We start from the raw sequence: 21,705 nt of genomic DNA, 5'->3' as shown, positions 1-21,705 counted from the left end.
CCCGATGCGTACCCTTCCGATCCTTGCCGCGCTCCTGGCGCTGGCCGGATGCGCGGCCGAGCAGGAGCCGCCTGCCACGCCGACGCTGACCGTGTGGGCCGACGACGACAGGGCGGCCCCGCTGGCGCGGATCGCCGCCCGCTTCGAGCAGGAGCGCGGCGTCAAGGTCAAGATCGTGCAGAAGGCGATGGGCGGCCTGCGCGACGACTTCGTCTCCCAGGCGCCCTCGGGCCAGGGACCGGACGTGATCGTCGGCCCGCACGACTGGCTGGGCAAGCTCGTCCAGAACGGCGTCGTCGCGCCTCTCGACCTGTCGGCCAGGTCCGCGCTCTTCTCGAAGGTGGCGCTGGACGGCATGACCTACCGGGGGCAGACGTACGGCCTGCCGTACGCGGTCGAGAGCGTGGCGGTCCTGCGCAACAACAAGCTCGTGCCCGTGGCCCCCCGGACGTTCGACGAACTGGTCGCCAAGGGAGAGGCGCTGGTGGCGTCGGGCAGGGCGGTCTTCCCCGTCGGCCTGCCCGTCGATCCGAAGGCGGGCTCGCCGTTCCACCTGTACGCGCTGCAGACCTCCTTCGGCTCGCGGGTGTTCGGCGACGGCGGCGACCTGGAGATCGACAACGCGGGCGGGCTCCGGTTCGCCGCGTACCTGCGCGGACTTGCCCGGCGGAAGGCGGTGTCGACGTCGCTGACCGGGGACATCGCGACCAGCGCCTTCCTCAAGGGCGAGACGCCCTTCCTGGTCACCGGGCCGTGGGACGTGCCCGCCGTGACCAAGGCGGGCGTGCCGTTCTCCGTGGACCCGGTGCCGCCCGCGGGAGACGGTCAGGCCAGGCCGTTCGTGGGCGTGCAGGGGTTCTACGTCAGCGCCAAGAGCGCCAACCCGATCCTGGCCAACGACCTGCTGGTCAACTACCTGGCCACCCCGGAGGCGCAGAGGGCGCTGCACTCGGCGGGAGGGCGCCCTCCCGCGATGACCTCTGTACGCGAGGAGCTCGCGGGTGACCTGGTCATGACAGGGTTCGCCAAGGCCGCGGCCGAAGGCCTGCCCACGCCCAACGTCCCGCAGATGGACGCGGTCTGGGCCGACTGGGGGCTGTCCCAGCTGGCGATCATCGCGGGGCAGGGCGACCCTGCGGACCTGACCAGGAAGGCCGCGGACAAGATCCGTGCCAAGATCGGCTCGTCGTGAGGCGCGCGCTGAGGCTGGCGCCGCTCGCCGTGGTGGACGCGCTGGCCCTGTACGGGCTGGTGGCGCTCGGCGGGCAGCGCTCGTGGTGGATGTTCGCCGGCCTGCTGGCGGGGACGGTGGCGATCAACGGGATCTACCTGAGCAAGCGGGCCGTGCCGGCCAAGTACCTGGCGCCAGGGGTCCTGCTGCTGCTGGTCTACCAGGTGTACGTGGTCCTCTACACGGGCTATGCGGCGTTCACGAACTACGGCGACGGCCACAACGGGACCAAGGCGGACGCGATCGCGGCGATCCTGGCCGGCAGCGAGGTGAAGGTGGAGGGGGCCGGGCCGTACCCGATCAGGATCATGGAACGGGACGGGCGGCTCGGGCTCCTGGTGGAGGGCCGGCCGGCGGCGGGATGGCGGCCTCTGGCGTACGGCGAGATCGTCGCCAGGCAGGCGGAGATCACGGCGCTGCGCGTGCCGGAGGACGGCGGAACGCTGAAGACCGCCGACGGTGTGACCGCGGCGCTCTACCGGGCCACGCTCGCCTACGACGCCAAGAGCGACAGCATCACCGACGGGAGCACCGTGTACCGCGACGGGGGGCACGGCGCCTTCACCGCCGCGGACGGGCGCTCGCTGAGCCCCGGCTGGAAGGTCTTCGTCGGTCCCGAGAACTTCACCCGCGTGTTCACCGATGCCGGGATCAGGGCACCGTTCCTCGAGGTTCTCGTCTGGACGTTCGTGTTCGCGACCCTGTCGGTGGCACTCAGCTTCGGCCTCGGCCTCGCGCTCGCCCTGATCCTCGACGGTCACCGGATCTACCGTTCGCTACTGATCTTCCCGTACGCCTTCCCCGCGTTCATGGCGGCGCTGCTCTGGCAGGGGCTGCTCAACACCGACCACGGGTTCGTCAACGTCGTGCTGCTCGGCGGGGCGCACGTCCCGTGGCTGTCGGATCCGTGGCTGGCCAGGCTGAGCGTGCTGCTGGTGAACGTGTGGATCGCGTTCCCCTACATGTTCCTCGTTTGCACCGGCGCTCTGCAGGCCATCCCGCCCACGCTGTCGGAGGCCGCGCAGATGGACGGGGCCGGGCCGTGGCGGGTGCTGCGGGCGATCAAGCTTCCGCTGCTGCTGGCCTCGACCGCCCCTGTGCTGGTGGCGACGTTCGCCTTCAACTTCAACAACTTCAACGTGATCTACATGCTCACCGGGGGCGGACCGAGGGACATGAGCGCGCCGGTCGACGTGGGCTCGACCGACCTGCTGATCTCGCTGGTCTACAAGCTGGCCTTCGGCGGCGCCTCCAGGAACTACGGCCTGGCCTGCGCGGTGTCCATCGTGATCTTCACGGTGATCGCGGCGGTGTCGCTGGCCGGGTTCCGCAGGGCGCGGCGGCTGGAGGCGGCATGAAGGCATGGAGGCACCTGGTCGGCGTGCCGGCCGCGGTGGTCGCGCTGTTCCCCATGGTGTTCGTGCTGGCCGCGTCGCTCGATCCCAGCGGCACGCTGACCGGGTCGAACGACCTGTTCGCGGCCGTGACGTGGGATCACTACGCGACGCTGTTCACCGACGGGCTGCATCCCTTCCCCCTCTGGTTCGCCAACTCGATGGTGATCGGGCTGGTCACCGCGGCGGGGTCGGTGTTCCTCGGCGCGTGCGCGGCCTACGCCTTCTCCCGCTTCCGGTTCAGGGGGCGCCGGGCAGGGCTCGCCGGGCTGGTGTTCATCCAGTTGTTCCCCCAGGTCCTGGCCTATGTGGCGATCTTCCTGTTGCTGTCGGCCGTCAAGGAGGTGTTCCCGCCGCTCGGGCTGGGGAGCAGGCTCGGCCTGGTCATGGTCTATCTCGGTGGCGCGCTCGGCGTGAACACCTACCTCATGAAGGGCTTCTTCGACTCGGTGCCCAGGGACCTGGACGACTCCGCCCAGATCGACGGCGCCTCGCACGCGCAGGTCTTCTTCCTGGTCCTGCTCCCTCTGGTGCGGCCCATCCTGGTCGTCGTGGCGTTGTTCTCGTTCGTGGCCACCATGAACGACTTCGTCATCGCCGGTCTGGTCCTGACCGACCCCGACCAGCAGACGCTCGCCGTCGGCCTCTACCAGCTCGTCTCCTACCAGCTCGGCCAGAGCTGGGGCGTGTTCGCGGCCGGTGCGCTCATCGGCGCGCTGCCGGTGCTGGTCCTCTTCCAGTTCCTGCAGCGCTTCATCACCGGTGGTCTCACCGCCGGAGCGGTCAAGACCTGACCGCGGGCCTCAGTCCTCGCGCAGGACCTCGCCGTGCACGACCTTGCCGGCGGACCCGCCCGCGCCGCCCGTCCCGCCACCGAAGCCGTCGGTGCGCGGGAAGGGCACCCCGAGGTTCGCGTACGGCGAGGCGGCCGCCATCGCCTTGACCCGCCGGGCGAAGAACCACGATCCGAGCCGCCGCATCAGCGGCCGGGTGAACGGCAGCACGCACAGGAAGCCGAACAGGTCGGTCAGGAAGCCCGGCGTCAGCAGCAGGGCGCCGCCGACCAGGATGAGCCCGCCGTCGGCCAGCTCCCTGTCGGGCATCCGCCCCGCCTGGAGCGCCTCCTGCAGGCTGCGCCAGGCCCTGCGGCCCTCGCGGCGCACGATCCAGGCGCCGAACAGGCTGTCGGCGATCAGCAGCGCGACGGTGGGCCACCCGCCGATCACCGAGCCGACCTGGATGAGCAGCCAGATCTCCAGGACGGGGACGACCAGGAAGGCCAGGAAGAGCAGGAGCCGGACCATCGTTTCCTCATTCGCGCGGGCGGAAGGGGTTCACCTGGTAGTAACGTCCGCCGACTCGCGGACGTTCCGCGCTGCGGTCAGTGGCGGCGGCGCAGCCTGCCGGGCAGGCCGGTGACCCCCCAGATGCCGACCCGCCAGAACGCCTCGTACATGACCTTGCCGCTCATCTTGCTGGTGCCGTGGGTCCGCTCGACGAACGTGATCGGCACCTCGACCACCCGCAGCCCGTGCCTGGCCGTACGCAGGGTGAGGTCGACCTGGAAGCAGTAGCCCTGCGACTCGACGTCGGACAGCCCGATCTTCTCCAGCGCCGCGGCCCGGTAGGCGCGAAAGCCCGCGGTCGCGTCGCGGACGGGCAGCCCGAGCATCAGCCGCACGTAGACGTTCGCGCCTCTGGAGAGGAACTCGCGGTGGCCCGGCCAGTTGACGACCTTGCCCCCTGGCACCCAGCGCGACCCGATCACCAGGTCGGCGCCCTCGGCGAGGGCGTCGAGCAGCTTGGTCAGCTCCTCCGGCTGGTGGGAGCCGTCGGCGTCCATCTCGACGAGCACGTCGAAGCCCTCGGACATGCCCCAGCGGAAGGCGTCGATGTAGGCGGCCCCGAGCCCCTGCTTCTCCTGCCTGTGCAGGACGTGGATGTGGTCGTCGGCGGCGGCGAGCTCGTCGGCGATCTCAGGAGTGCCGTCGGGACTGTTGTCGTCGGCGATCAGCAGGTGCGCCTCGGGCAGCGCCTTGCGCAGCCGTTCGGCGATCAGCGGGAGGTTCTCCCGCTCGTTGTAGGTGGGGACGACGACGAGCACCCGGCCGAGCGTCTGCTCCATCATCGATCCTCTCCCTTACGGCGCCACGCGGCCGCGCCGATCGCGACCGCCCCCACTACCAACAATGCCCACTCAGGCGCCGCGCCCACCCGCGTGGCGATCGTCGTCCCGGTGCGGACCGGCACCTTGACGACGTTCATGTCGGCGACGCGTTCCTTCGTCTGCCAGGCGACCCTACCCTCAGGCGTGACGTAGGCGGAGATCCCCGTGGTCGCCGCGGTCACGACGGCCCTGTTGTGCTCGACGGCCCGCAGCTGCGACATGGCCAGCTGCTGCGGCGGCAGGTTCGACAGCGCGTAGGTGGCGTTGTTGGTCTGGACGACCAGCGGCGTGCCACCCGCCCTGACGGTGTCGCGCACCACGCCGTCGAAGGCGACCTCGTAGCAGTTGACCGCGCCGATGGTCACGGGTCCCATCTTCAGGTCGCCTGGCCTGTCGCCGGCGACGGACTGCCTGCCGACCAGGTTGGCCCGCTCGAACAGGGCGAGGAAGATCTCCTTGAACGGCGTGTACTCGCCGAACGGCACCAGTTGCCGCTTGTCATAGTAGGCGCCGGGCCCGGTGATCGGGTCCCAAACGAGGCTGCGTGTGGCCCGGTTCTCGTCGCCGATCGCCACGACCGCGCCGACGAGCGTCGGCACGCCGACGTCCTTGACCGACGCGTCGATGATCTGGCGGGCCGTCTGGTCGCGGTAGGGGTCGATGTCGGTGGAGTTCTCCGGCAGGATCACCAGGTCCGGTTTGAGCAGCTTGCCCTCTCGTGCGGCCCGCGCCAGTGCGTGGGTGCCGTTGGCGTGGTTGCGCAGCACGATCGCCGGCTCGTCGCCGAGCGGGTGCATTCCCTGCCCGGGCACGTTGCCCTGCACGATGCCGACGTTCACGCTCCTGCCCTCGTCGCCGGGGCGCGGGAGGAGCAGCGTCAGCAGGGGGACGGCGAGCGCCAGAGCCGCGGGGACGACCCGCCGCGGAGTGACGACGGCGAGAGCGAGCAGCGCTCCGCTGAGCGCCACCGCGAAGGAGACCAGCGGCACCCCGCCCAGGGCGGCGTAGCCGGTGAACAGGGTCTCGCCCTGGCTGAAGGCCACCCGCGCCCAGGGGAACCCGCCGACGGGGAACAGGCCGCGCGCCCACTCCATGGCGACCCACAACGCGCCGAACCACAGCGGCCACAGCGGCAGCCTGAACACCAGGGCGGCCCCAGCGGCCATGGCGGCGTAGAAGAGGCTCTCGACGGCGACCAGGGCCAGCCAGGCGTCGTAGCCGATCGGCCTGACCCAGGCCAGCGCCGGCAGCAGGAAGACGAGCGCGGCCACGTAGCCGAGCCACGCGGCGCGGCGGGGGCGGCAGCCGTACAGGGCCAGCACGACCAGGCCGATGCCGAGCGGCGCGCACCACCACCAGCTGAGCGGAGGGAAGGCGAGGAACAGCAGCAGTCCGCCGAGTGCCGCGGCGGCGAGCCTGCCCCACAGCGGCCACGTCGGGGCGCCGTCCGGCGCGGTGGGCGCCGGTGCGACGCCCTGCTTCTCCTGCACCACGGCCGGGGTTCTCCTCGCGTTCGCAACCTGATTGCGGAAACGCTACCGCCCGAGGTGGCCGACCCCCAAAGGCCACACGCTTGCAGGGTGATCCCTTGGCAGACGGATGCCATGGGATCACCCGCTAGCGGTGTGATCCGAGCGCACGGGAGCGGGAAGAGGGCCCGGAAACCCTTCGGACCGGATCCGTCTCGTCGGCGGCGAGCGCGGAGTTCCGTTGTCTACTGGGCGACCGGGCCCGTCCCGGGTCCAACCCCCCGCCCGGTTGGGGTGCCCCGACTCGACGGACCGACGGCCCTGCACCTGGCTGTATGGACGGAGTCACGCTCCGTCACGGACGCAGGGTCCGACGATGTCAGAGACGGCCAACCGGCCAAGTCCCGTGCTGGACTGGGCAGCAAACTACCGACTCCAACTCAGATGTCAACCGTGTCCCGATCAGCGGAAACCTCAAGTTTTCGCAGCTAGGACATGCTCGGCGAGCTCAGTCTAATGCGCTCATCTCCCCGCGAGTCCGCGAAGCGATTCGGGCAGCGACCCGTCGTGGACGACGCCGAGCCGCTGGGTGGCGCGGGTGAGCGCCACGTAGAGGTCGCTGGCACCGCGCGGCGACTGGCCGAGGATCTGGTCGGGCTCGGTGACGATCACCGAGTCGAACTCCAGGCCCTTGGCCTCGGTGACGCCGAGAACCGCCACGGAGGCGTCGAGCACTCCCCTGCCGGTGACGCCGCCGGCCAGCTCGGCGACCTTCTCCAGCAGCGCGTCGGGGGCGAGCACGGCGACCCTGCCGCCGTCCTCCGTCTCTCTGCGCACCAGTTCGGGCAGCGCGGCCAGCGGCGCCGCCCACGGCCTGGCGCCGCTCTCGCGCACCGACATGGGGGCGCGCAGGGCTGGGTCGATGGTGGCCAGCACCCGCGAGGCGATCTCCATCAGCTCGACCGGGGTCCGGTAGTTGATGGTGAGCGTCTCCTCGCGCCAGCGCCCGGCGACGTAGGGGTCGAGCACCTGGCCCCACGAGCGGGCGCCCGCGCTCGACCCGTTCTGGGCGATGTCGCCGACGATGGTCATCGACCTGGTGGGGCAGCGCCGCATGACCGCGCGCCAGGCCATCGGCGACAGCTCCTGCGCCTCGTCCACGATCACGTGGCCGAAGGCCCAGCTGCGGTCGGCGGCCGCCCGCTCGGCCGTCGTCAGGTACGGCTGGTCGCCGCGCTGACGCTCGGCCAGCCGCTCGGCGTCCATGACGTCGGACAGCCCGGTCAGCTCCAGCACCTCGCGCGCGTAGGCGAGCTCGGACTCCTTCTCCCGCTCCTGCGCGGCGCGGGCGGCGGCCAGCTCCTCCTCGGCCTGCATGGCGGTGGCGCGCAGGACCTGCTCGTCGATGTCGCCGAGCAGCTCTGCGGCCTCGTCGAGCAGCGGGACGTCCGATTCGGTCCACTCGGCGGACGAGCGGCGCAGCAGGGCGCGCTCCTCGCGGCTGAGGTTGCCCGCGGCGTAGTCGAGGCGTTCGGCCAAGCCGTACAGGCCGAGCAGCAGCCGCTGCGGCGTCAGGTAGGGCCACAGCTTGTTGAGCGCGCTCTTGACCACGGGCTCGGTGCGCAGGTCCTCGCGCAGGTCGGCCAGCTCGTCGTCGTCGATGAGGCCCTTGCCGAGCTTCCTGGCCAGCTGCCTGGCGAGCGCGTTGAGCACCGAGCGCACGAACACCGCGCGGGCCTGGTTGTGGCTGCGCCGCGAACGGATGGCCTTGTTCCTGGCGTTCTCCATGGTCCGCTGGTCCAGGGTGAGCGTCTGGCGGCCGAGGGCGAGCTCGATCGGCTGGCGCGGCACCCGCTGCCTGTCGCGCACGGCGCGCGCGATCACCTCGGCCATGCGCGCGTCGCCCTTGACGGCGGCGACCTCGGGCCGGTCCCTCGTGGTGGCGCTGACGCCGGGGAACAGCTCGCCGACCGTCGACAGCAGCACGTCGGTCTCGCCGAGCGAGGGCAGCACCTGCTCGATGTAGCGCAGGAACGTGAGGCCGGGACCCAGAATGAGCACGCCGCGGCGTTCGAGGCGCTCGCGGTGGGTGTAGAGGAGGTAGGCGGCCCGGTGCAGCGCCACGACCGTCTTACCGGTGCCCGGCCCGCCCTGCACGACCAGCACCCCGTTGAGGTCGGCGCGGATGACGCGGTCCTGCTCCGACTGGATCGTCGCCACGATGTCGCGCATCCTGCCGGTGCGCTTCTCGTCGAGCGCGGCCAGCAGCGCGGCCTCGCCGTTCAGCGTGGCCCTGTCGTCGTCGGTGAGGCCGTCGAGGTCGAGCAGGTCGTCGTCGACGCCGATCACCGTGCGGCCGCGGGTCTGCAGGTGGCGGCGGCGGGTCACGCCCATCGGGGAGGTCGGGGTCGCGCGGTAGAAGGGCTGGGCGACGGGGGCGCGCCAGTCGATCAGGAGCCGCTCCTGCTCGTCGTCGCTCAGGCCGAGCTTTCCGATGTAGAGCCGGCCCTCCTCGACGTGGTCGAGCCGCCCGAAGGCCAGGCCGCGCTCGACCGCCCACAGCCTGGCCAGCCTGGCGGCGTACATCCCCGCGAAGGAGTCGCGTTCGGACCGGTTCTGCTGCGTGCCGACCGCCCCCGTGGCCAGCACGTCCTTGAGCTGCTGTTGTGTGCGCTCGCGGAGGACGTCCAGGCGCCCGTACAGCCGGGAGACGTAGTCCTGCTCTCTGGCCAGCTCGGTTTGACGAGTCACCGCCGAACCGTTAGTGTTGGTAGTAATGGGACGCTCCGGGCCTTTCTGACTGTTGTGGCAACAAATCGCTACCATATCAGGTCCGTTGAGCCGCTGACATCACGTCTTCATCTCACCGCTTGACTCTATGGGTTCTTCACGTCCATTGTGAGTTAGGAAAGTTTCCTAACTCTAATGGGAGCGACGAGTGAGCGGTCCGGTTCCTGGAACACCCAGCCTGCTGCGTGCGATCAACGATCGCGCCGCCCTGCAGGCGTTGCTGGACCGAGGGCCGCTGACCAGGCCCGAGATCGGCACGCTGACCGGGCTGTCCAAGCCGACCGCCTCGCAGCTGCTGTCCAGGCTGCAGGAGGCCGGCCTCGTCGTGCTCGACGGCATCAGGGAGGGGCTGCCCGGCCGTACGGCGGAGCTCTACCGGATCAACCCGGCGGCCGCGTACGTGGCCGCGCTCGACGTCGCCCCCGACCGCATCGAGGCGCGCGTCGCCGACATCACCGGCGAGATCGTCGGCTCGCACGTCCTGCCCACCTCCCGCCGCCCCACCGACGGGCTCATCGACAGGCTGCGCGCCGCGCTCGACGGCGCGGGCTCGCCGGGGCCGCTGCGAAGGATCGTGATCGGCGTGCAGGCCGCGATCGACCCTTCCACCGGCCGTCTCGGCTACGCCACCGCCAAGGACATGCCGGGCTGGCAGATCCCCAACCTGGTGCCGACGCTCAGCTCCGGGCTCGGCGTGCCGGTCGACGTGGAGAACAACGTCAACCTCGTCGCCGTGGCCGAGCAGGCCCACGGCGCCGCCCGCGACCACCAGGACTTCGTGCTGCTGTGGGCCGACGAGGGCATCGGCTCCGCCGTCGTGCTCGGCGGCCGCATGCACCGCGGCGCGACGGGCGGCGCGGGCGAGGTCGGCTACATGCCCACCCCGGGCGCGCCGACCGCGCGCGAGGCGGGACACTACGCCAACCACGGCTACCAGGCGCTCACCGGCGGCCCTGCCGTGCTCAAGCTGCTGCGCTCGTACGGCGTGCGCGGCACCGACTTCCGCCAGGCCGTCTCCGCCGCCGTCCGCACGGCCGCCGGCACCGGCAAGAAGGCCGACGACGCCCGCGCGGGACTGCGCGACATCGCCGCCCGCCTCGCCGTGGGCCTGGCCGCCATCACCTCCGTGCTCGACCCCGGGCTCATCGTCCTGACCGGCGGCATCGTGCTGGCCGGCGGAGAGACGCTGCGCGAGCTCATCGAGCACGAGCTGCACGCGCTCACCATCCCGCGCCCGCACGTGCGCCTTTCGACCGTCGAGGGCAACCCGGTGCTGGCCGGCGCCCTCGACCTCGCCCTCGACACCACGCGTGAAGAGGTCTTCAGCTCCACCGTTCCAACCGCTTAGAACCAGGGAGGCACCCCCCGTGCGTTTTGTCCCTATCGCGGCCGCAGGACTCACCGCTCTTGCGCTGACCGCGTGTACGGCGGGCAAGGAGGCGCCGCCCTCACTCGGCGCCCAGCCCAAGCCCTCGGGCTCGGCCTCGCAGGCCCTGCCCGCGGCCACCGTCGAGCTCTGGCACGGCTTCCAGACAGACGCCGAGGTCAAGGCCTTCGACGAGGCGATCGCGGGCTTCAACAAGAAGTTCCCGCAGATCACCGTGAAGGTCACCAAGGCAGTCCAGGACGACCAGATCACCCAGGCCATCCGCAGCGGCAAGGCACCCGACGTGGCCGCCTCGTTCACCACCGACAACGTGGCCCTGTGGTGCAAGACGGGAGCGTTCCAGGACCTCACGGCGGTCATCAAGCAGGACGGCATCGACCTGACCGTGCTGCCCGAGGCCTCACGCTCCTACACCGAGTTCGGCGGCAAGCGCTGCACCATGCCGCTGCTGGCCGACGCGTACGGCCTCTACTACAACAAGGCCCTGATGAAGGGCAACGAGCCGCCCAAGACGCTGTCGGAGCTGACCAAGCTCACCAAGGAGCTGACGGTCAGGGACCCCGACGGCACGATCAAGGTGGCCGGCTTCATCCCGAGCTTCCAGTACTACGAGAACTCGCCCTCCCACCTCGGCCCGATGGTCGGCGCCAAGTGGTACAACGAGGACGGCACCTCGGCCATCGGCACCGACCCCGCCTGGAAGCAGCTGCTGACGTGGCAGAAGGAACTGGTCGACTGGTACGGCTACGCCAACCTGGAGAAGTTCCGCCGCAGCCTGGGTGACGAATGGGGGGCCGCGCACCCGTTCTTCAAGGGCAAGGTCGCGATGATCCTCGACGGCGAGTGGCGCAACGCCATGATCGCCAACGACTCCAAGGCCAAGTCCCTCGACTACGGCACCGCCCCGCTGCCCGTCGCCGACGACAAGCCCGACCTGTACGGCAGCGGCTTCACCGCGGGCACCGTGATCGGCGTGCCGAAGGGCGCCAAGAACCCGCAGCACGCGTGGGAGCTGATCAAGCACCTCACCACCGACACCGACAGCCTCGTGACGCTGTCCAACGCGCTGCGCAACGTGCCCACCACCAAGGCCGCGATGGAGTCGCCGCAGCTGGCGGCCGACGCCAACTTCAAGACCTTCCTGAACATCTTCGCCCACCCGAAGACCAGCACGCTGCCCGCGTCGGTCAACAGCGTCTTCAACCAGGACGCCTTCTCCACCTTCCTCACCAACTGGGAGAAGGGCGCCGTCAAGGACCTGGACGCGGGGCTCAAGGGCGTCGACAAGCGCATCGACGACAAGCTGAAGCTGTCGGGCGGATGACAGCCGGCCCGAAGCGGCGGGAGGGCCTGCGGGCCCTCCTGTGGCTCTCCCCCTGGATCGCGGGATTCTCGATCTTCTTCGTCTACCCGCTGATCTCCGTCGCCTACTTCTCCTTCACCAGGTACGACCTGTTCACACTGGAATGGGTGGGACTGGACAACTGGCGGTACCTGCTGCAGGACGAGCGGGTGTGGATCTCGGCGAAGAACACGCTGTGGCTCGTGGTCTTCATGGTGCCCGCCCAGGTGATCTTCGCGCTGGCCGTCGCCCAGCTGCTCACCAAGGTGAAGGCAGGGGCGGGCTTCTTCCGCACCGTCTTCTACCTGCCGACGCTCGTGCCGATGGTGGCGGGCACGGTGGCCTTCGTGTTCCTGCTGAACCCGGTCGGCCCGGTCAACGAGATCCTGTCGTGGATCGGCGTCGGCGGACCCGACTGGTTCGGCGACGCGTCGTGGTCGAAGCCGAGCCTCACCCTGCTGGGCCTCTGGGGCTGCGGCAACACCATGGTGATCTTCCTGGCCGCGCTCCTGGACGTGCCCAAGCACCTGTACGAGGCGGCGTCGATCGACGGGGCGGGCGCGTGGCGGCAGTTCCGCAGCATCACGCTGCCGACGATCTCGCCCGTGCTGATGTTCTCGGCCGTCACCGGCGTCATCTACGCCCTGCAGTACTTCACGCAGGCGATGATCGCCTCCAGGGTGGCCTCGGGCGCGACCGACTCGGCGGGCAGCACCTTCACACCCGGCTATCCCGACCAGTCGTTGCTGACGCTGCCGCAGTGGCTGTTCCACGTGGGCTTCCGCGACTTCAGCATGGGCTACGCCTCGGTGCTCGCGCTGGTGCTGTTCGGCACGTCCATGATCTTCACGCTGATCCTGCTGCGTCAGTTCCGCAAGGCCGAGGAGGTCCTTTCGTGAGCACCACGCTGACCGCTCCGCGGCCCACCAGGGCGACACCGCAGGCGCGGGTGGGCGCCAGGCGGCGCAGGACGCTGTCGTGGATCGCCACCCACGCGATCGCGGTGGCGCTGGCGGCGATGTTCCTCGGGCCTCTCGTGCTGGTGAGCCTGACCGCGCTGATGAGCGACGAGCAGGCGCTGACCGGCAACCTGTGGCCCGAGTCGTTCGCCTGGTCCAACTTCGCCGACGTCTTCGCCAAGTCGCACCTGCTGGGCTGGACGTTGAACACGCTGCTGTACGCGGGGCTCGGGACGCTGTTCATGCTGCTGTCCTCGGTGCCCGTCGCCTACGCGCTGGCCAGGTTCCGCTTCCGCGGACGCAGGCTCGCCTTCCTGCTGGTGATCACCGCGATGATGCTGCCGCCGCAGGTCATCGCGGTGCCGATCTACCTGGTGTGGGCCAGGGTCGGCCTCACCGACACGCTGTGGCCGCTCATCCTGCCGATGCTGCTCGGCGACGCCTTCTCCATCTTCCTGTTGCGGCAGTTCCTCATCACGATCCCTCGTGACTACACCGACGCGGCCAGGGTCGACGGCTGCTCGGACCTCAGGACCCTGGTCAGGGTGATCCTGCCCATGGCCAGGCCCGCGATCGCCGCGGTGGCGCTGTTCCAGTTCTTCTACTGCTGGAACGACTACTACGGCCCGCTGCTCTACACCGGTATCAACCAGGACAACTGGACGCTGTCCCTGGGCCTGGCGACGTTCAAGGCCTTCCACAGCGTGCAGTGGAACCTGACCATGGCGGCCACGCTCCTGGTGACCGCGCCGGTGATCATCGTGTTCTTCTTCGCCCAGAGAGTCTTCATCGAGGGCGTGACTTTGACAGGAGTGAAGGGTTGAAACTCGCCGTTGTCGGGGGCGGCTCGACGTACACGCCGGAGCTGATCGACGGGTTCGCGCGGCTGCGCGACGAACTGCCGCTCACCGAGATCGCGCTCGTCGACCCGCACGCCTCCCGCCTGGAGCTGGTGGCGGGGGTGTCACGCAGGATGCTGGCCCGCGCTGGGCATCCGGCCGAGGTGGTCGCCACCTCCTCCGTGGAGGAGGGAGTGGCCGGCGCCCAGGCGGTGCTGTTCCAGCTGAGAGTGGGCGGGCAGGCGGCGCGCGAGGTCGACGAGACCCTGCCGCTGCGGTGCGGGTGCGTCGGGCAGGAGACGACCGGCGCCGGCGGTCTGGCCAAGGCGCTGCGGACCGTTCCCGTCGTGCTCGAGCTGGCCGAGCGGGTGCGCGAGCACGCGCCGGAGGCGTGGATCGTCGACTTCACCAACCCCGTCGGCATCGTGACGCGCGCCCTGCTCGACGCGGGGCACCACGCGATCGGGCTGTGCAACGTCGCGATCGGCTTCCAGCGGCGCTTCGCCGCGCACCTGGGACTCGCCCCGGCGCAGGTGTCGCTCGGCCATGTCGGGCTCAACCACCTGACGTGGGAGCGCTCCGTCCTCGTCGACGGCGTGGACGTGCTGCCGAAGCTGATCGCCGAGCACGGGCAGGAACTCGCCGACGACATCGGGCTGCCGGTGGAGCTGGTGCGCAGGCTGGGCGTGGTCCCCTCCTACTACCTGCGCTACTTCTACGCCCACGACCTCGTGGTCGAAGAGCAGCGCGCCAAGCCCTCACGGGCCGCCGAGGTGGCGGCGATGGAGGCCGAGCTGCTCGGGCTGTACGCCGACCCCACCGTCGACACCAAGCCCGAGCTGCTGGAACGGCGGGGCGGCGCGTTCTACTCCGAGGCGGCCGTGGCGCTCATCGCCTCGCTGCTCGGCGACCGGCGCGACACCCAGGTGGTCAACGTGCGCAACGCGGGGACGCTGCCGTTCCTGCCCGACGAGGCGGTCATCGAGGTGCCCGCCACGATCGGGGCCGCGGGGGCCGTTCCGCTGCCGGTGCCGGCGGTGGAGCCGCTGTACGCGGGGCTGATCGCCAACGTGTCGGCTTACGAGAGCCTGGCCCTGGACGCCGCGCTGCGCGGCGGAGAGGAACGGGTGCGCAACGCGCTGCTGGCCCACCCGCTGATCGGCCAGGAGGCCGTCGCGGGCGAGCTGACCCGCCTGCTGCTCGAGGCCAACAGGGCGCACCTGCCGTGGGTGGTGTCGTGAGGACCGTCCTCGCGGTCGACGGCGGCAACAGCAAGACCGACGTGGCGCTGGTGGCCGAGGACGGCACGGTCCTCGCCACCGGCCGCGGCGGGGCGTTCATGCCGCAGAGCGCCGGCGTGAGCGCGGCCGCCGACGTCGTCGAGGAGGCCGTACGGCAGGCGCTCGGCCCGCTGACAAGGGCCCTCGGCACGTCGGAGGCTCCGCCGTACGCCGACCTGCTGGCCGCCTACCTGGCGGGGGCCGACCTGCCCGCGGAGGAGGAGACGCTGAGCGACGAGTTCGCCGCGCGCTCCTTCGCCGGGGAGGTCGTCGTGGGCAATGACACCTTCGCGCTGCTGCGCGCGGGAGCGTCGGGGCCGTGGGGTGTGGCGGTGGTCTGCGGGGCGGGCATCAACGCGGTCGGGGTCTCCCCCACCGGCCAGGTGGCCCGCTTCCCCGCGCTCGGCAAGATCAGCGGCGACTGGGGCGGCGGTCTCGGCATGGCCGAGGAGGCGCTGTGGCACGCCGTCAGGGCCGAGGACGGCAGGGGCGCGCACACCGAGCTGGCCGCGCTCGTCAAGGAGCACTACGGTGCCTCCACCGTCGAGGAGGTCGTCCTCGGCCTGCACTTCGGCGATGTGGACGAGAGCAGCCTGCACGGGCTGACCCCTGGGCTCTTCAGGGTCGCCGCCGCGGGCGACGCGATCGCCCGATCGCTGGTCGAGCGGATGGCCGAGGAGATCGTGGTGATGGCCGAGGTGTGCCTGCGCCGCCTGGAACTGCTGGAGACGCCGACGGAGGTGGTGCTCGGCGGCGGCGTGCTGCGCGCGCGCCACCCGATGCTGAGCGAGTTGCTCGACGAGCGGTTCGCGGCGCGGGCGCCGCAGGCCAAGCCGGTGGTGGCCGACGTGCCGCCGATCGTCGGCGCCGCCCTGAGCGGACTGGACAGGATCGGGGCGAGCGAGGAGGCCAAGACCCGCCTGCGCGCCCACTTCGGCGACACCCTCTGACCGGCTGCTAGCCTTCCGGGCTAACCGTCTGGAAAGTATCCAGACGGTTAGCGGCGGAGGACGAATGTTGCGCACCCTGGTCATCGGAGCCCACCCCGACGAGCCGGAGATCTACGCGGGAGGGACCGCCGCGTTGCTGGCGCGGGCGGGCCACGCGGTGAAGTTCCTGACGCTCACCAACGGCGACGCGGGACACCACCGGATGGACAGGGCTCCGCTGGCGGCCAGGAGGGCCGAGGAGGCGTGGCGGGCCGCCGACGCGCTCGGCGTGATCGACTACGACATCCTCGACACGCACGACGGCGAGCTGGAGCCTTCGGTGGCGATGCGGTCCCAGGTGATCACCGCGATCCGCGGCTGGCGCGCCGACGTGGTGATCGCCCTGCACGGGCACGGCCCGGGGCATCCCGACAACCGCGCGGCCGGCCGCCTGGCGGCCGACGCGGTCTCCTTCGTCACCAACCGCAACGTGACCGCGGGCAAACCGCCGCTCCCCCGCCAGCCTGTCTGCCTGATCATGACCGACTACGCCTCGACGTCCTTCCACCGGCACGAGGTCGCCGTCGACGTGGACGACGTGCTGGAGGCCAAGCTGGACGGCTGCCTGGCGCACGCCTCACAGTTCCTGGAGTACGCGCCATGGCAGCGCGGCTTCCTCGACCGGGCGCCCGCGGCGGGCGACGTCGAGGCGGGGCGGGCGTTCGTGGCCGAGCACTGGGCGCGCTTCCTGGCCGTGCCCGAGGGCGCGCGGCCCGCGCTGGAGGCCCGCTACGGCGCCCGGCACGCCTCCGGGGTCAGGCACGCCGAGACCTTCGAACGGGCCCCGTACGGCCGGCAGGTGACCGAGGAGGAGCTGCGGGAGCTGCTGCCGATCTTCGGCGAGGGATGACAGGGGGCGGGGCCGTCAGGCCTCGCCCAGTTCGGGCGGCCGGTGCTCGTACGGCGTGCTCAGCACCACCGTCGTGCGCGTGGAGACGTTCGCCGAGGCACGGATGTGCTGCAACAGCTCCTCCAGCGCGATCGGGGAGGCGACGCGCACCTTGAGGATGTAGCTCTCGTCGCCCGCCACGCTGTGGCATGCCTCGATCGCGCTCAGATGGGCCAGGCGCTCGGGCGCGTCGTCCGGCGCCGAGGGGTCGATCGGCTTGATCGACACGAACGCGGTCAGCGGCAGCCCGATGGCGTCGTGGTCGACCAGCGCGGTGTAGCCGCGCACGACGCCGCGCTTCTCCAGGCGGCGGACCCGCTGGTGCACCGCCGACACGGACAGCCCTGTCTCCCTGGCCAGGTCGGTGAAGCTCATCCGGCCGTCCCTGGCCAGCAGCGTGACGATCCGGCGGTCGATCTCCTCCATCCGATCAAAGGTAGCGGGCGATGGTCACGAGGTGGTCCCGACGGGGGCGCGCACCTTCATCGCATGCTCGACCAGCGTGATCAGCACCTCGCGGCTGGAGTCGCGCTTGCGGGCGTCGCACAGCACGATCGGGATCGACGGATCGAGCCCGAGCGCCAGCCTCACCTCGCTCAGCTGGTAGACCGGCGAGCCCTCGAAGCAGTTGACCGCCACCACGAACGGCGTGCCCCGCCGCTCGAAGTAGTCGACGGAGGGGAAGCAGTCGGCCAGCCTGCGCGTGTCGGCCAGGATGACCGCGCCCAGCGCCCCCAGCGCCAGCTCGTCCCACACGAACCAGAACCGCTCCTGCCCCGGCGTGCCGAACAGGTAGAGCATGTAGTCGTCGCCCATGGTGATGCGGCCGAAGTCCATGGCGACCGTCGTGGTGCGCTTGGCCTCCACGCCGAAGGTGTCGTCGACGCCCGTCGAGCGGTCGGTCATCGTCTCCTCGGTGCGCAGCGGCCTGGTCTCCGACACCGAGCCGACCATGGTCGTCTTGCCCGCGCCGAACCCGCCGGCGATCAGGATCTTGATGGCGGTCGGCAGCCGCCGCCGCTCAGAGCGACCGAAGACCATCGAGCACCGCCCTGTACATCTTCTCGTCTTGCATGTCCACCTCGGGTTGAGGATCTTGCACTGTGACGAACCCCTGCTCCAGCAGGTCGCCCAGCAGGACACGGATCGTGCCCGCGGGAAGGTCGAGAGTGGCGGCCAGCTCCGCCACGGAGATCGGCTCACGGCAGAGCCTGACGATCGACAGGTGTTCGGGATCCAGCCCCGACTCCGGCTCAGGCGGCTCGCCCACGGCGACGGCCAGCGAGATCAGGTCGAAGGAGCCCCTCACGGGCTCGGTACGGCCACGCGTCACCACGTACGGTCTGACGATCTCGGGATCGACCCACTCCTCCTCCGTCACAGGGCCGCCTCTCCACGCGCGGGCGACGTGAGGTACTGGCCGACCCTGGCCACGAGCATGGCCATCTCGTAGGCGATCAGGCCGATGTCGGAGTCCTGCAGGCAGAGCACCGCCAGGCACGCCCCCTCGCCTGCGACGGTGACGATGAGGTAGCGGGATCGCCACTCCACGATCGTCTGCCGTACGGCTCCGCCGCCGACGTGCTCGCTGGCGCCTCTGGCCAGACTCTGCAACCCTGACGCCACGGCCGACAGATGCTCCCCCTCCGTCCTGTCGAGGTCCCTCGACGAGGCCATCAGCAGCCCGTCGGAGGAGAGCACGATGGCGTGCTCCACCTCCCTCACGCGGCCCGCCAGGTCATCGAGAAGCCAGTTCAGATCGGTCGTATGGCCTGTTGCTCTCACGCCTCCCCCTCGGTCAGCTTGGCCGCCTGTGTCCTGCCCAGGCGGGTCCCCGACTGGAACGAGCCCATGATCGCGCGGATCTCCTCGGGCGAACGCTCGTCGTGTTCCTGCTCGTGCGGCGTCGTGGCCTCCTCGGTCATGAGCTCGGGTGCCAGGTGGGTCTGGGGTACGCGGAACGGCAGGCCGGACGGCGTGCACGCCGGCCGCTCCTGCTCCCCGCCGATCTCCTGTGCTGTCATGCTTTCGTGTGCCGTCCTGCTTTCGCGGGCCGCCGAACCTTCCTCCACCGCACGGACTTCCTGCGCGGCCGAACCTTCCTCCACCGCACGGACTTCCTGCGCGGCCGAACCTTCCTCCGCCACCCGGACTTCCTGCGCGGCCGGGCCCTCCAGCGCGACCGGCCCCACCAGCGCCGCCCGGCCTCCCGACACGGCCGGGCCCTCCGGTGCGACGGGGCTCACCAGCGCCGCCGGGTCTTCCCGCACCGCCTGGGTCTTCTGCGTCAGGCGATCCTGCCCGGTGATGGGCTCCGGCGACAGAAGGGCCTCCTGCGCCTGCGCCAGATAGGCCTCCTGCGTCAGGATGGCCTCAGCCGTGAGCGGCTCGGAGATGAGCGACGCCGCTGAGAAGGACTCGGCGGAGAACGGCCCGGCCACGGGCGGGGCGGCGGCGAGCGGCAGCGCGATGAGCGACTCCGGGGTGAGCGACTCCGGGGTGAGCGACTCCGGGGTGAGCGACTCCGGGGTGAGCGACTCCGGGGTGAGCGACTCCGGGGTGAGCGACTCCGGGGTGAGCGACTCCGGGGTGAGCGACTCGGCGGAGAGCGGTTGCCCGTCCGGGTGCGCCCGCGCCGCGCCGGTGACACCGGACGCGAGCACGGTGGTGTCCAGCGGGCTCACGACCGGCGACGGCCCATCCTCGGGCGGCTCCGGCCTCGCTGCGTTCCTCCCGAGCATGTCGGCGGGCCTATGCGTGACCATCATGTCGGCGGGCGCATTCATGGCGCTCACGTCGGCGGGCGCGGGCGTGGCGGGGACGTCCCCGGGCACGTCCTCGGGGGCGTTCCTGGCGGGCCTGGCGGGCAGCGGGGGCCTGGAGCCTCTCTCGACCGGCTGCCCCGTCACAGGGGCGGCACGCAGCACGGTGGCGGTGCCGCCGGGCGGGCCGTTCAGCGCCGACCTGGGTGCGGGGATCCCGAGCGCGAGGCCGGTCCCGCGCGCTTGCCGCCCTTCCTCCACCTGCCCCTCGCCCACCTGCCCCTCGCCGAGCTCGGCGCGCGTGAGGTCCGCCAGCGTGGGGAACCTGGTGTCGTCCGCGAGCCTGAGGTCGTCCGGCTCGGGTTCGAGGCCGATCAGCTCGAGCGGCACCAGCGCCACGACCGTGGTCCCGCCGTACTGCGAGGGCCGCAGCCGCACCCGGATGCCGTGCCGCTCGGCCAGCTTGGCGACCACGTAGAGTCCCAGCCGCGCCGTACCGGAGAACTCCTGCGGCTCGGCGATGCGCCGGTTGGCCGCCTCCAGGTCCTCCGGCGTCATGCCGAGGCCGCGGTCCTCGATCTCGACCACGTACCCGTTGACCCCCATCTGTCCGCTGACCTGCACCATCGCGTAGGGCGGCGAGAAGGAGACGGCGTTCTCGATCAGTTCGGCCAGCAGGTGGACGACGTCGCCCACGGCCCTGCCCGCCAGCGTCGCCTCGCCCAGGGGCCGCAGCTGGACGCGGGTGTAGTCCTCGACCTCGGCAAGCGCGCCGCGCACCACGTCGAGCATGGGCACGGACCTGCGCCACGTGCGGCCCGGTGAGGAGCCCGACAGCACGATCAGGTTCTCGGCGTTGCGCCGCATGCGGGTGGCCAGGTGGTCGAGCCTGAACAGGTCGCGCAGTTCCTCCGGCTCCTGCTCCCTGCGTTCCATGACGTCGAGGACGGTCAGCTGCCTCTGCACCAGGCCCTGCGTCCTGCGGGCGAGGCTGAGCAGGATGTCGCGGATGCTGCGGCGCAGCTCCGCCTGCTCGACCGCGACCCTGATGGCGGTCTCCTGCACACTGTTGAACGCTCGGCCGACCTCGCCGATCTCGTCGTCGCCGAACGTCAACGGCGGCGCGTCGACGGCCAGGTCGACCTCCTCGCCGCGGCCGATGCGCTCGACGACGCGCGGCAGCCGCCGCTCCGACAGCTCGTGCGCGGCCTCGCGCAGTTTCTTGAGCTGGGTCAGCGCCGTCCTGGTCGTCGTGACCGACAGCACGATCGAGGCGACGACGGCGATCAGGCCGAGCCCGCCTACCAGCACGAGGCTGACGATGATGCCGACGGCGACGGGGGCGGCCCGCTCGATGAGGCCGGCGGCGGCCTTCCGCACGGTCGCGTCGAGCGCCCCGAGCACCGGCTCGACGGCGGCTCTCCACTGCTCCGCGCCGGCGGGGGCGGCGCCCTGCGTGAGTCGGTCCTCGAGGTCGTGCAGGCGGGAGTAGGCGGGACCGGCGACGAGGTCGTCGTAGTCGCGGCGGTCGGCGTCCGTCAGTTCGACCGCCGCCCCTGCGCGGGCGAAGCGCTGGGCACCGACGAGCTGCGCGAACCGCCCGCGCTCGGCGACGCTGAGCCCGCCCGCGGCCAGCGCGCCCGTGACGAGCGCGTCCTCCTGCGAGATGAGCTCCACGGCCCTGCTCATCTCGAGGAGGGCTCTGGCGCCCGTGGCCGTCCGCTCGTCGTCGAGGAAGGCCAGCGAGTCGTAGGCCTGGTAGATCGTGTCGATGACGCCGGTGTAGGCGGCCGCGGCGCGCTCACGGTCGAGCGCGCCGGCGTCGAGGGCGGCGCGGGACTGCCGCAACCCTTCGAGACGGGCGAACACCCGTTCCAGGCGCAGGTCGAGGGTGTCGGACGCGGCGAGGGCGACACTCGACGCGCCGGCCTGCTCGATGAAGGCGGACGCGGCGGCGTCGGTCCTGGCGCGCTGGTCGCGGAGCGCCCGCGGGTCGGCGGGGCCGCCGCTTCCCAGCCGGATGAGCGACAACCGGCGTTCGCGCTGCAGTTCGGTCACCAGGGAGCCACCGGGGACGGCCACCCCGCCGTCGAGCGTGGTGGCCCGCAGCAGGTCCACGCCCTCACGGATGGTGGTCCACGCCGCGAAGGCCCAGAGGGCGGTGAGGGAGACGAGGAGGGCGGCGACCTTGGTTCGCAATCGCGAAT

19 protein-coding genes are annotated in these 21,705 nt (G+C 71.2%); 10 read left to right on the top strand and 9 right to left on the bottom strand.

The features are described from left to right. Nucleotides 1-4 precede the first annotated feature (4 nt). From AC3EO4_RS10830 to AC3EO4_RS10820, 3 genes are read left to right on the top strand one after another with little or no spacing between them, the layout of a single operon-like run. Complete coding sequence (locus tag AC3EO4_RS10830; protein ID WP_379568678.1) at nt 5-1,192, top strand: sugar ABC transporter substrate-binding protein; 1,188 nt, start codon at nt 5-7, stop codon at nt 1,190-1,192. After that, entirely contained in the window at nt 1,189-2,589 is a 1,401-nt protein-coding gene (locus AC3EO4_RS10825; RefSeq protein WP_431895161.1) for an ABC transporter permease subunit, read from the top strand. Before AC3EO4_RS10830 ends, AC3EO4_RS10825 begins: the two co-directional genes overlap by 4 nt. Next, nucleotides 2,586-3,419, top strand: a complete 834-nt coding sequence (locus tag AC3EO4_RS10820; RefSeq protein ID WP_379568682.1) for a sugar ABC transporter permease — start codon at nt 2,586-2,588, stop codon at nt 3,417-3,419. Before AC3EO4_RS10825 ends, AC3EO4_RS10820 begins: the two co-directional genes overlap by 4 nt. A 9-nt stretch (nt 3,420-3,428) precedes the next feature. Here AC3EO4_RS10820 and AC3EO4_RS10815 read toward each other — a convergent pair whose 3' ends face one another. The 4 genes from AC3EO4_RS10815 to AC3EO4_RS10800 form a co-directional block, all read right to left on the bottom strand. Then, nucleotides 3,429-3,929, bottom strand: coding sequence for an FxsA family protein (locus tag AC3EO4_RS10815; RefSeq protein WP_379568684.1), 501 nt, complete (start codon nt 3,927-3,929; stop codon nt 3,429-3,431). Nucleotides 3,930-4,006: 77 nt separating this feature from the next. Next, nucleotides 4,007-4,750, bottom strand: coding sequence for a polyprenol monophosphomannose synthase (locus tag AC3EO4_RS10810; RefSeq protein ID WP_379569179.1), 744 nt, complete (start codon nt 4,748-4,750; stop codon nt 4,007-4,009). Next, the gene (gene lnt, locus AC3EO4_RS10805) at nt 4,750-6,285 is read right to left on the bottom strand and encodes an apolipoprotein N-acyltransferase (protein ID WP_431895158.1); all 1,536 of its coding nucleotides are present in this window, start codon (nt 6,283-6,285) and stop codon (nt 4,750-4,752) included. Before lnt ends, AC3EO4_RS10810 begins: the two co-directional genes overlap by 1 nt. A 498-nt stretch (nt 6,286-6,783) precedes the next feature. Then, nucleotides 6,784-9,087, bottom strand: a complete 2,304-nt coding sequence (locus tag AC3EO4_RS10800) for a HelD family protein (protein ID WP_431895156.1) — start codon at nt 9,085-9,087, stop codon at nt 6,784-6,786. 112 nt (nt 9,088-9,199) lie between these two features. Here AC3EO4_RS10800 and AC3EO4_RS10795 point away from each other — a divergent pair, with 112 nt between their 5' ends. From AC3EO4_RS10795 to AC3EO4_RS10765, 7 genes are all read left to right on the top strand, one after another. Then, the gene (locus AC3EO4_RS10795; protein WP_379568690.1) at nt 9,200-10,399 is read left to right on the top strand and encodes an ROK family transcriptional regulator; all 1,200 of its coding nucleotides are present in this window, start codon (nt 9,200-9,202) and stop codon (nt 10,397-10,399) included. Nucleotides 10,400-10,418: 19 nt separating this feature from the next. Then, nucleotides 10,419-11,762, top strand: a complete 1,344-nt coding sequence (locus tag AC3EO4_RS10790; RefSeq protein ID WP_379568692.1) for an extracellular solute-binding protein — start codon at nt 10,419-10,421, stop codon at nt 11,760-11,762. Beyond that, nucleotides 11,759-12,679 (top strand): carbohydrate ABC transporter permease, encoded by a 921-nt coding sequence (locus AC3EO4_RS10785; protein WP_379568694.1) that lies wholly within the window; start codon nt 11,759-11,761, stop codon nt 12,677-12,679. Before AC3EO4_RS10790 ends, AC3EO4_RS10785 begins: the two co-directional genes overlap by 4 nt. Further along, nucleotides 12,676-13,563: a carbohydrate ABC transporter permease gene (locus AC3EO4_RS10780; RefSeq protein ID WP_431895153.1), complete on the top strand. Its 888-nt coding sequence runs from the start codon at nt 12,676-12,678 to the stop codon at nt 13,561-13,563. Before AC3EO4_RS10785 ends, AC3EO4_RS10780 begins: the two co-directional genes overlap by 4 nt. Continuing rightward, nucleotides 13,560-14,819: a 6-phospho-beta-glucosidase gene (locus AC3EO4_RS10775; RefSeq protein ID WP_431895151.1), complete on the top strand. Its 1,260-nt coding sequence runs from the start codon at nt 13,560-13,562 to the stop codon at nt 14,817-14,819. The genes AC3EO4_RS10780 and AC3EO4_RS10775 overlap by 4 nt, the downstream gene beginning before the upstream one ends. Next, the gene (locus tag AC3EO4_RS10770; RefSeq protein WP_431895150.1) at nt 14,816-15,808 is read left to right on the top strand and encodes an N-acetylglucosamine kinase; all 993 of its coding nucleotides are present in this window, start codon (nt 14,816-14,818) and stop codon (nt 15,806-15,808) included. The genes AC3EO4_RS10775 and AC3EO4_RS10770 overlap by 4 nt, the downstream gene beginning before the upstream one ends. A gap of 64 nt (nt 15,809-15,872) precedes the next feature. Then, nucleotides 15,873-16,697 carry a PIG-L deacetylase family protein gene (locus AC3EO4_RS10765; protein WP_431895148.1) on the top strand — a complete coding sequence of 275 codons (825 nt, stop codon included), beginning with the start codon at nt 15,873-15,875 and terminating at the stop codon, nt 16,695-16,697. A gap of 15 nt (nt 16,698-16,712) precedes the next feature. Here the strand turns inward: AC3EO4_RS10765 and AC3EO4_RS10760 are convergent, their stop codons facing one another. From AC3EO4_RS10760 to AC3EO4_RS10740, 5 genes are read right to left on the bottom strand one after another with little or no spacing between them, the layout of a single operon-like run. After that, a complete protein-coding gene (locus AC3EO4_RS10760; protein WP_379568703.1) occupies nt 16,713-17,162 on the bottom strand; it encodes an Lrp/AsnC family transcriptional regulator in 450 nt (149 codons plus the stop codon). Nucleotides 17,163-17,186: 24 nt separating this feature from the next. Further along, entirely contained in the window at nt 17,187-17,777 is a 591-nt protein-coding gene (locus tag AC3EO4_RS10755) for a GTP-binding protein (RefSeq protein WP_379568705.1), read from the bottom strand. Beyond that, nucleotides 17,758-18,117: a DUF742 domain-containing protein gene (locus AC3EO4_RS10750; RefSeq protein ID WP_379568707.1), complete on the bottom strand. Its 360-nt coding sequence runs from the start codon at nt 18,115-18,117 to the stop codon at nt 17,758-17,760. Before AC3EO4_RS10750 ends, AC3EO4_RS10755 begins: the two co-directional genes overlap by 20 nt. Then, nucleotides 18,114-18,521 carry a roadblock/LC7 domain-containing protein gene (locus tag AC3EO4_RS10745; RefSeq protein ID WP_379568709.1) on the bottom strand — a complete coding sequence of 136 codons (408 nt, stop codon included), beginning with the start codon at nt 18,519-18,521 and terminating at the stop codon, nt 18,114-18,116. The genes AC3EO4_RS10750 and AC3EO4_RS10745 overlap by 4 nt, the downstream gene beginning before the upstream one ends. Beyond that, nucleotides 18,518-21,697 carry a sensor histidine kinase gene (locus AC3EO4_RS10740; RefSeq protein ID WP_431895147.1) on the bottom strand — a complete coding sequence of 1,060 codons (3,180 nt, stop codon included), beginning with the start codon at nt 21,695-21,697 and terminating at the stop codon, nt 18,518-18,520. Before AC3EO4_RS10740 ends, AC3EO4_RS10745 begins: the two co-directional genes overlap by 4 nt. Between the last annotated feature and the right edge of the window lie 8 nt (nt 21,698-21,705).

This window comes from Nonomuraea sp. bgisy101 (assembly GCF_057708945.1).
Note: the sequence above shows the minus strand (reverse complement) of the source record. Positions and strands in the feature narration are given on the sequence as shown.